The 7,071-nt window shown below is 58.8% G+C and carries 6 protein-coding genes; 4 read left to right on the top strand and 2 right to left on the bottom strand.

Annotated elements, in window-relative coordinates; translation table 11 throughout:
• Positions 1–2,538 (bottom strand): M10 family metallopeptidase C-terminal domain-containing protein (locus AC07V0_RS27810; RefSeq protein ID WP_495020091.1); only part of this gene is annotated, 2,538 nt, incomplete at its 3' end.
• Between the two features lie 215 nt (positions 2,539–2,753).
• On the opposite strand from AC07V0_RS27810, the gene AC07V0_RS27805 reads away from it, so the two are divergent.
• Complete coding sequence (locus AC07V0_RS27805) at positions 2,754–3,398, top strand: MBL fold metallo-hydrolase (protein WP_495020090.1); 645 nt, start codon at positions 2,754–2,756, stop codon at positions 3,396–3,398.
• A gap of 105 nt (positions 3,399–3,503) precedes the next feature.
• The gene (locus tag AC07V0_RS27800; protein WP_064616197.1) at positions 3,504–4,235 is read left to right on the top strand and encodes a YiaD family glycine zipper/OmpA-like lipoprotein; all 732 of its coding nucleotides are present in this window, start codon (positions 3,504–3,506) and stop codon (positions 4,233–4,235) included.
• Positions 4,236–4,385: 150 nt separating this feature from the next.
• Here AC07V0_RS27800 and AC07V0_RS27795 read toward each other — a convergent pair whose 3' ends face one another.
• Positions 4,386–4,820 carry a Z-ring associated ZapG family protein gene (locus AC07V0_RS27795; RefSeq protein ID WP_018930114.1) on the bottom strand — a complete coding sequence of 145 codons (435 nt, stop codon included), beginning with the start codon at positions 4,818–4,820 and terminating at the stop codon, positions 4,386–4,388.
• 144 nt (positions 4,821–4,964) lie between these two features.
• Between AC07V0_RS27795 and AC07V0_RS27790 the strand changes: the two genes are divergently transcribed.
• Positions 4,965–5,609, top strand: a complete 645-nt coding sequence (locus tag AC07V0_RS27790; protein ID WP_495020089.1) for an alpha/beta hydrolase — start codon at positions 4,965–4,967, stop codon at positions 5,607–5,609.
• A gap of 24 nt (positions 5,610–5,633) precedes the next feature.
• Entirely contained in the window at positions 5,634–6,989 is a 1,356-nt protein-coding gene (locus AC07V0_RS27785) for a tryptophan--tRNA ligase (protein WP_111455294.1), read from the top strand.
• Positions 6,990–7,071: the final 82 nt, after the last annotated feature.

The following is a 7,071-nucleotide window of genomic DNA, read 5'->3' as shown; positions in this document are numbered from 1 at the left end:
GCCGATCAGCGTGTCCAGCCCCGCGCCACCGTTGAGCACGTTGTTGCCGCTGTTGCCGGTCAGCACGTTGTTCAGGGCATTGCCGACGCCGTTGAGGTTGTCGCTGCCAGTCAGGGTGAGGTTTTCCAGGTTGGCACCCAGGGTCCAGTTGACCGAGGAGCGCACGGTGTCGATATCCCACAGCGAGGAGCCGGTCTCAATGACCACATCCTTGAGGTTGTCGACGATGTAGGTGTCGCTGCCGCGGTCGTCGATCATGACGTCGGCGCCAAGGCCTCCGTCCAGGGTGTTGTTGCCGAAGTTACCGACGAGGCGGTTATTCAGGGCATTACCGGTAGCATTCAGGTCGTGTAAGTTGGTGAGGGTCAGGTTCTCGAGGTTGCTGCCCAGGGTGTAGCTGATCGACGACATGACCGTGTCGATTTCGCTCAGCGAGGTGCCGCGTTCGATCACTGTGTCGCCGAGGTTGTCGACGTAGTAGGTGTCGTTGCCAGCACCGCCGTCCAGGGTGTCGGCGCCGGCCTTGCCGTCGAGGACGTTGGCGGCGGCGTTGCCGGTGAGGCTGTTATCGAGTCCATTACCTGTGAGGCTCAGCGCTGCAGATCCGAGCAGCTCGCCATCCTCGACGTTGGCTTCCAAAAAGTAGCTCACTGCTGTCTTGATCAGGTCGTGGCCTTCATCAGCCAGTTCGGTGACTTGTACACCATTGTTCAAGATGACATAGGTGTCATCGCCACTACCGCCAATGAGCTTGTCAGCCCCGGCCCAACCATCCAGCCAGTCGTTGCCGGCCCCGCCTAGCAGGGTGTTGTCGTAGGCGTTGCCTATCAGGATGTTGTTCAGATCGTTGCCGATCACGGTGAAGTTGCCGAGGCCGGTGACGGTGACATCTTCGACGTTCTGCAGGTTGCTTTGGCTGAGGTCGACGGTGTTGGTGGCCGGAGTCGAGGTGTAGTTGATGTACAGCAGGTCGTGGCCTTGATCAACGTCATCCTGCAATAGCGCCAGTTCGCCGGCCTGGTCGAGGACATAGGTGTCGTTGCCGGCGCCGCCGATCAGCGTGTCCAGGCCCGCGCCACCGTTGAGGATGTTGTTGCCGCTGTTGCCGGTCAGCACGTTGTTCAGGGCGTTGCCGACACCGGTGAGGTTGTCGCTGCCAGTGAGGGTGAGGTTTTCCAGGTTGGCACCCAGGGTCCAGCTCACCGAGGAACGCACGGTGTCGATTTCAGATAGCAGGGTGCTGGTCTCGGTGACCACGTCCTTGAGGTTGTCGACGATGTAGGTGTCGTTGCCGAAGCCGCCAATCATCACGTCGGCGCCGAGGCCACCGTCCAGCACGTTGTTGCCGCTGTTGCCGATCAGCACGTTGTTCAGGGCGTTGCCGGTGGCGTCGAGCTGGTCGCTGCCGGTGAGGGTCAGGTTCTCGAGGTTGCTGCCCAGGGTGTAGCTGATCGACGACATAACCGTGTCGATTTCGCTCAGCGAGGTGCCGGTTTCCACCACCACGTCACCCACGTTATCCACAACGTAAACGTCGTTGCCTGCACCGCCAATCATGACGTCTTGGCCGGCACCACCATCGAGAACGTTACCCAGCGCATTGCCGATAAGCTCATCGTTAAAAGCCGAACCGGTGGCATTTTCGATTTTGGTGCCAAAGGCGATCGCCAGCCCGTCATTGACCAGTTGCAGGTTCGGGATGTCGACGAATGCCTTGCCGATGTTGCTGAACTCACCCTCATTCAGGTTCAGTCTGACAGCCGCCTGCTGGTTGCTGGCATCGATCGTATCGTTTCCGCCGGCATCCCAGATGGTTTCGAATACTGATTGGTCGGGTGCCCAGCGATAGACGTTGTCACCGGTTTGCCAAAGCATGTTGGCGCCGTAAATTTTCTGGATAGCGAGAATATCCAGCAGCATCGGTGTCGTCGGCTGATAGGAGTACGCATTGTTGTAGCTCATGATCGTGTAATGCGTATCATCGAGCAGGGGCGAGATCAGCGTACTGTTGGATTGGCTCGACTCGAATGGATGTTTGAGGCCCAGGGCATGACCGATTTCATGCACGAACGTCATAAAGTCGTAAGTGCCTTTGACGGGGGTAGGGTTGTTCGTATCCGGGCTGATCCATACATCTCCGGCCAGCGGTGTCCGGTCGGGGAAGTAGGCCCAGGCAGCGGCGTCGTCGTCCATGTCCCAATAGCCGCCGAATCGCAAGTCGCCCACAGTGTTGATGTTGTCACTGACCAGAGTGAACTTGACGTTAGCCACGGCGCTCCAGGCGCCAAGCGCACCGGTCACGGCGTTTTGTTGAGCCGATGTCAGAGCGAAGCTGTTCAGGAATTCATTTTTTAAGCTGTATTTGGTAGAGAAATACGATTGGCCGGGGGTGACGAAACTATAGGTCAGCCTTGTCGCGAAGATGTCTGCGCCGAAGTCAGGGCTCAGCCAGGAGGTGCCATAGATCAGGCTGTCGACTTGTTGGTTACCGGTCAGAACAGATGGCTTTGTTAAAATGTAACCAAGAGGAGACGACATTCTAAATATCCTGAGAAGGCTGCGACCGTCCTGTATGTGGCCGCTACAAGGACGCGATTTTGCACCAGAGTCAGCGTCAATTGATATTACATGGCCACTATTTTTTTAATAATGGCGTCAAAAAACTGGCCAGTAAATCTGTGTCGACGTGCGCCAGTGAGTCTTGAGGAATGCGCGCTGGTATCCTGTTCGAAATCGACTTATCAGGGCCTCCCGTGAACGCTCCGACCCCCACCCTCATCCGCGAAACCTTCCCCGTCGGCCCTTTGCAGTGCAACTGCACAATCATCGGCGACCCCATCACTAAAAAAGCCATCGTCGTCGACCCAGGCGGCAATCACGAGCTGATCCTGGCGCGGCTCGACGCCTTGGGCCTGAAGGTGGTCAGCATCATTCACACCCACGCACACCTCGATCACTTCCTCGCCTCCGGTCAGTTGAAGGAGAAAACCGGCGCGACCCTGCACCTGCATAAAGAAGATCAATTTCTCTGGGACAACCTGGAGATGCAGTGCCAGATGTTCGGTGTGCCTTACACCCCGGTGCCATCGCCGGATCGCTGGTTGGCCGATGATGAAGAGTTGGCGTGCGGGTGTGGCGTGGCGTTGCACACGCCGGGTCATACGCCGGGTTCCATGAGCTTTTGGCTTTCAGAGGCTAAGCTGCTGATTGCCGGTGATACGCTGTTCAAGCGTGGGGTAGGGCGCACGGATTTGTGGGGTGGTGATCAGGCAACACTCGTGCGATCGATCAAGCAGCGGTTGTATACCCTCGACGAAGAGGCAACCGTGGTGTCCGGGCATGGCCCGGACACCTGTCTGGGCGATGAAATGCGCGGTAACCCCTTTGTAAGAGCTTGAAGGGCTCTGACGGAATTTTTGTCATTGCCAGTGATCCAACACCCGCAAAGGTTCATTGCTTAAGTCCGTTGCACCACAGAATGCAAAAAAAGTAGGAGCTCCTCCATGTTCACCTCGCGTCGTTTGATCGTTGTCGCTACTGCAGTGGCTCTGTTGTCCGGTTGTGCATCGCCGAACCCTTATGACAACCAGGGTCAGGCCGATGGCAGCTCCACGGGCATGAGCAATACCGCCAAATACGGTGGCCTCGGCGCCCTGGCCGGTGCGCTGGCCGGTGCTGCCATCAGTCACGATAACCGTGGCAAGGGCGCGCTGATTGGCGCCGCCGTGGTGGGTGCTTCTGCTGCCGGTTACGGTTACTACGCCGACCAGCAAGAGAAAAAGCTGCGCGCCAGCATGGCCAACACCGGGGTTGAGGTGCAGCGCCAGGGCGATCAGATCAAGCTGATCATGCCGGGCAACATCACGTTCGCCACCGATTCGGCGAACATTGCCTCAAGCTTCTACCAGCCGCTGAACAACCTGGCGGGCTCGCTCAAGGAGTTCAATCAGAACCAGATCGAGATCGTCGGCTACACCGACAGCACCGGCAGCCGCCAGCACAACATGGACCTGTCCCAGCGTCGCGCCCAGAGCGTGGCGACTTACCTGACCTCACAGGGTGTCAGCGGCGCCAACCTGTCGGCACGTGGTGCCGGGCCGGATAACCCGATTGCCAGCAACGGTGATGCCAATGGCCGGGCACAGAACCGCCGCGTCGAGGTCAACCTGAAGGCGATTCCGGGCCAGCAATACGGCGGCCAGCAACAGCAAGGCACTGTCCAGCAGTACCCATGAGAGGCTGACCTCTCCCTGAAATGAAAATGCCCGATCCTTAAAGGATCGGGCATTTTTTTGTGTCGCTTGTTCAGGCGATGAAAACTTCAGAATAAAAAAGCCCTCGGACAATCACTCGTCCGAGGGCTTTTTGTGTCGCGCGAAACCTGATTACTTCTTCAGGCCGTAATGCTCATCGAGCATGCCCGGCGCGTTCGGGGCTTTGGGAGCGTAATCGCGAGGCGGTTCCTGATCGCGCGGTGGCGTCAGGCGTTCCCGTGGAGCCTGCACCGCGTCAGCGTGCAGGGCAGCCAGCAAGCGTTGGCGAGTCTGCTCGTCCAGGGCCAGACGGTTGGCACCCTCGGCGAGATGATCCTGCACTTCCTGATAGCTCTGAGTCAGTTTCTTGACCAGGGATGCAGTGCTGTTGAAGTGGGTGACCACTTCGTTCTGATACTTGTCAAAACGTTCCTGAATATCATCCAGCTGACGTTGCGTGCTGCTCGGAGCGGCATTCGGCACCAGGCGAGCGATCAGGAATCCAATGGCGACACCCACAACCAGGGCAAGAGTCGGCAACAACCAAACTAAGAGCGAGTGTTCCACGAGTCCTTCCTCTATAAACGGCTTTGCTTTACGTTAACGGCTCGAACCTGCGCTGTATACCGCGATTCACTCGCAATAGATTGGCACAGACAATTTGCTAGACGAGTCGACCCGATTCGAGGTCACGGAGTTCCTTCCTTGCTTATGCGCGAAACCCCTGTAGTGATTGATGGCCCGGTGGGTCAGTTGGAAGCCCTGTATCTGGAAAACATGAGCCCGGACAATGAGCAGCCCCGCGGCCTGGCGCTGATCTGCCATCCGAACCCGGTGCAGGGCGGCACGATGCTCAACAAAGTCGTCTCGACCCTGCAGCGCAGCGCGCGGGACGCCGGTTTGATTACCTTGCGTTTCAACTACCGTGGCGTCGGTGCCAGTGAAGGCTCGCACGACATGGGCTCCGGCGAAGTCGACGATGCCCAGGCAGCGGCCGAGTGGCTGCGGGCCAAACATCCTGAATTACCTTTGACCCTGTTCGGTTTCTCCTTCGGCGGTTTTGTTGCAGCCAGTCTCGGCGGACGCCTGGAGGCCAAGGGTGAGCAGATCAAGCATCTGTTCATGGTCGCGCCTGCGGTCATGCGTCTGGGCGATCAGGATCAACTGCCGCACCAAGGTACATTGACCCTGATCCAGCCGGAAACCGACGAAGTGATCGATCCGCAACTCGTTTACGATTGGTCCGACGCACTCGATCGCCCCCATGAGCTGCTGAAAGTGGCAGAATGCGGACACTTTTTTCATGGCAAGCTGACCGATCTCAAGGATCTGATCCTGCCGCGTCTTTCGAATTGATTGCAGTCTGACAAGCGATTACCCATGACGACTCGTACCCGTATCCTCACCGGCATCACCACCACCGGCACGCCGCACCTGGGCAATTACGCGGGGGCTATCCGCCCGGCGATTCTTGCCAGCCGCGATAGCAATGCCGATTCGTTCTACTTCCTGGCCGACTACCACGCCCTGATCAAATGCGATGACCCGCTGCGCATCCAGCGCTCGCGTCTGGAAATCGCCGCGACCTGGCTGGCCGGTGGCCTGGACGTGGACCGGGTGACGTTCTATCGCCAGTCCGACATCCCGGAAATCCCGGAGCTGACCTGGCTGCTGACCTGCGTGGCCGCCAAGGGCTTGCTCAACCGTGCCCACGCCTACAAGGCGTCGGTGGACAAGAACGTCGAGAATGGCGAAGACCCGGATGCGGGCATCACCATGGGCCTGTACAGCTACCCGGTGCTGATGGCCGCGGACATCCTGATGTTCAACGCCCACAAGGTGCCGGTCGGTCGTGACCAGATCCAGCACGTGGAAATGGCCCGTGACATCGGCCAGCGCTTCAACCACTTGTTCGGCCAGGGCAAGGAGTTCTTCACCATGCCCGAAGCGCTGATCGAGGAAAGCGTCGCCACGCTGCCAGGCCTCGATGGTCGCAAGATGTCGAAGAGCTACGACAACACCATTCCGTTGTTCAGCAGCGCCAAAGAGATGAAAGACGCGATTTCGCGGATCGTGACCGACTCCCGTGCCCCGGGCGAAGCCAAAGATCCGGACAACTCGCACCTGTTCACCTTGTTCCAGGCTTTCGCTACACCGGCACAAGCCGACGAGTTCCGCAGCGAATTGCTCCAGGGCCTGGGTTGGGGCGAGGCGAAGAATCGCCTGTTCCAGTTGCTGGACAACGAGTTGGGCGAGTCCCGCGAGCGTTATCACCAACTGATCGAGCGTCCGGCGGATCTGGAAGACATCCTGCAACACGGCGCGAAAAAGGCCCGTGCAGTGGCCACGCCGTTCCTCAACGAGTTGCGTGAAGCGGTCGGCCTGCGTTCTTTCGTCGCCCAGACTCAAGTCGCTGCCACCACCAAGAAGAAAGCCGCGAAAGCCGCGCGTTTTGTCAGCTTCCGTGAAGACGATGGCAGTTTCCGCTTCCGTCTGCTGGCGGCCGATGGTGAGCAGCTGCTGCTGTCGCGGCACTTCGCCGATGGCAAAACCGCAGGTCAGGTGACCAAACAACTGCAATCCGGCCAGCCATTGGACGTGCGCAGTGAAGACCTGAACTTCAGCGTCTGGCTGGAAGGCGAGTGCGTGGCCGACAGCCCGGCCTTCGCCGACAGTGCTGCTCGCGATGCTGCCATCGGCGCATTGCGGGTTGCACTGACACCGGTTCAGGAATAAACAACGGTTCGGTCCGACCAAGGGCCGATTGCCATTCCCACGGGCCGTCGCTACAGTGACGGCCCGTTTTTGTTGCCTTGCT

The sequence above is a fragment of the Pseudomonas sp. GW821-FHT01E10 genome (assembly GCF_059422365.1).
This window is presented reverse-complemented; position numbering and strand designations above follow the sequence as displayed.

Bases quoted from the DNA above. Each gene is read 5' to 3' on its own strand.
- AC07V0_RS27785 (WP_111455294.1), top strand. From the start codon at position 5,634: ATGACGACTCGTACCCGTATCCTCACCGGCATCACCACCACCGGCACG.
- AC07V0_RS27790 (WP_495020089.1), top strand. From the start codon at position 4,965: ATGCGCGAAACCCCTGTAGTGATTGATGGCCCGGTGGGTCAGTTGGAA.
- AC07V0_RS27800 (WP_064616197.1), top strand. From the start codon at position 3,504: ATGTTCACCTCGCGTCGTTTGATCGTTGTCGCTACTGCAGTGGCTCTG.